Source organism: Synechococcus sp. R55.7, from assembly GCF_047461955.1.
Lineage (GTDB): Bacteria > Cyanobacteriota > Cyanobacteriia > Thermostichales > Thermostichaceae > Thermostichus.
Map to the genome: position 1 here is coordinate 4,178 of NZ_JANSIC010000143.1, position 2,291 is coordinate 6,468.

The window sequence follows — 2,291 nt, forward strand, 5'->3', positions numbered from 1 at the left end:
AAAGCTGCGGCTCTTGAAGAGTCGGCCCGTTGGGTTGGCTTAATTTGGGTTAGAGTTTAGCTCACCTTTTGGGGCAACGTCACAGCCCTAAGGCGCAATCTTTGTCCCCCGGATCAAATCACAGGCGCAAGCGATAGGGTTCTTCGTCGGGGAAGTCGGGCAGAGGAGGGGGCAGGATCTCGATCTCCCCCGTAGGCAGCGTTTGCAGCACGGTACCCAACTGGACCAGTTGTTCCAAGACAAACAGGCGGGTATCCCGGTCGGTGGTGGAGTTATACACGCTCAGCCAAACATCGAATTGGGAACGGCGGCTGAGGGGGCTGCGGGCAATGTTATCCCCCAACTGGCGAAATTCATCTCCAGGCAGGCCCACCTGCTCTCGCCAGGCAGCAGCTTGGTAGTAATCGGTGCGGCCCGCTTCCGCGTCCCCCAGAAACATAAAGTTAAGTAGGGCGCGATCCACATAAAGTCGCCAGGCGTCAGGGTTGTTTTGGGGGTTGAACTGCTGCAAGCCGCGATCCAAAATCTCGACGGCTTTTTCCGGCTGGCCGGCCCGATAGGCCAACACCAAACTAGAGAGCCGGTAGCCCAAGAAGAAACGGGGATCCAGCCGCAGCATGTGATCGAAGTAGTCGTAGGCCAGGCCATAGCCAGTCTGGGCGCGGGCCGGTGCATCCCCGTAGTACTGGATCAGCTCCAGCCACAGCCAGGAAGCCCCCAAGTTGCGGTAGCCCAGCCACCCCAGCGTATTGGCCAGGGCAATGTTGCGGTTTTTGCGGGCCTCGGCATTTTCCAATTCTCCCAGATTGATCCGCTCCAGCATCGGCAATTGCAGCCGCACCACCAGGATCCCACACAGAAACGCCCCCCCAACGGCGGCCAGAGTGCCTGCCAGGGAGAAGCGAGAGCGGCGACGGGGCAAGGAAGCAGTAGCCATGGCAAGTTTTTTGCGGATCCCTGAGGCTGTCGCGACCAGGGCTACACTCAATCATAAATTGAACCGTTGAGCCTTTCCCCTGCCCATGGCCAGCTCCGCCCTCTCGGCTTCAGAACGGGCTTTAAGCCTTTACGAGGCTTTGCCTTACCCCAATGTGCCCCTCTCGCAGACGGCCCGCAACGCCCTGCCGGAGATGTTTAAGATGAGCTACACCACGGCTCAGTACCTGCGCACCCATGCTATCGTCCCGCCAGAGGGCAAGGTTTTGTTGAATGCCGGCTGTGGCTCCGGTTGGGAAACGTTGATGATGGCTGAGGCCAATCCAGGGGCCCAGATCGTTGCCTGTGATCTGTCTCCGGCTTCGGTCAAGCTTACCGAGGAACGCCTGCGCCACCACGGCTTCACAGATGCCGAATTTTATGTCCTCAATCTGCTGGAGCTGGATCGCCTGGGGATCCAATTCGATTTCATTAGCCTCAATGATGTTTTGTATTTGCTGGAGGATCCCACCGAGGGCCTGCGGGCGATGAAAAATGTCCTCAAGCCCGATGGCATCATCCGGGCCAATCTCCACAGCCGCTACCAACGGCAGGTGTTTTTCCGCCTGCAAGAGGGGTTGCAAAAGGTGGGGCAATTTGACGTTCCGCCAGCAGTAGGGGCCAAGAATGTGCGGGAGTTCATGGGATCCCTGCGAGAAGAAGTGGCCCAGGCGGTGCTCTGGAACCCGGCCAACTATGCCGAAGATGCGGCCATTATGAATAATTACCTACTCTCCAACGACAAGGGGTTCACGATCCCCGACCTGTTTCGCATGTTGCAGCAGGCGGGGTTGAGCTTTTTGAGCTTGGTGGATAGGCCCGACTGGTCGGTGGAGTCTTTGTTTAAAGAGGTGCCTGAGTTTGTGCGGCAGCGGTTGGCAACCCTCAGCATCATGGAGCGGCTGCATCTGTATGAACTCCTTCGCCCTGTCCATCGCCTCATCGACTTCTGGGCCGAGCATGCCGGCTCTTCGCCGGTGCTGCCCTGGAGCGACGAAGATTGGCTGTCGGGATCCGTACAATTCAATCCCCTGTTGATGGACAACCCCCGCTTTCGCCAGGAGTACAGCAAAGCCCTGCAAGAGAAGCGGCCCTACGAAATGCAGTGGACAGGGGCCACCCACGGGCGGATCAGCATCCCTGCCGAGAAAGTGAGCTGGTTGGCGCCACTGCTTCAAGGACCAACGCCGGTTCGAGAGCTGATTCAACAGGCCGTCCAGTTGGGATCCCCAGATGAAGAACGAACAACCGCTGAGGTGCTGACCTTCCTAACCAACCTAGAAGACTTTCTTTTTTTGATGCTGCAATAGGCAGCT

Annotated in this window: 2 protein-coding genes; one reads left to right on the top strand and one right to left on the bottom strand. The window is 58.1% G+C overall.

Annotated features, from left to right (window positions below):
• Window positions 1-118: 118 nt before the first annotated feature.
• The gene (locus tag NW820_RS08565; RefSeq protein WP_414407246.1) at window positions 119-937 is read right to left on the bottom strand and encodes a hypothetical protein; all 819 of its coding nucleotides are present in this window, start codon (window positions 935-937) and stop codon (window positions 119-121) included.
• An 85-nt stretch (window positions 938-1,022) separates the two neighbouring features.
• Between NW820_RS08565 and NW820_RS08570 the strand changes: the two genes are divergently transcribed.
• Entirely contained in the window at window positions 1,023-2,285 is a 1,263-nt protein-coding gene (locus NW820_RS08570) for a class I SAM-dependent methyltransferase (RefSeq protein WP_414407247.1), read from the top strand.
• The last annotated feature ends 6 nt before the right edge of the window (window positions 2,286-2,291 follow it).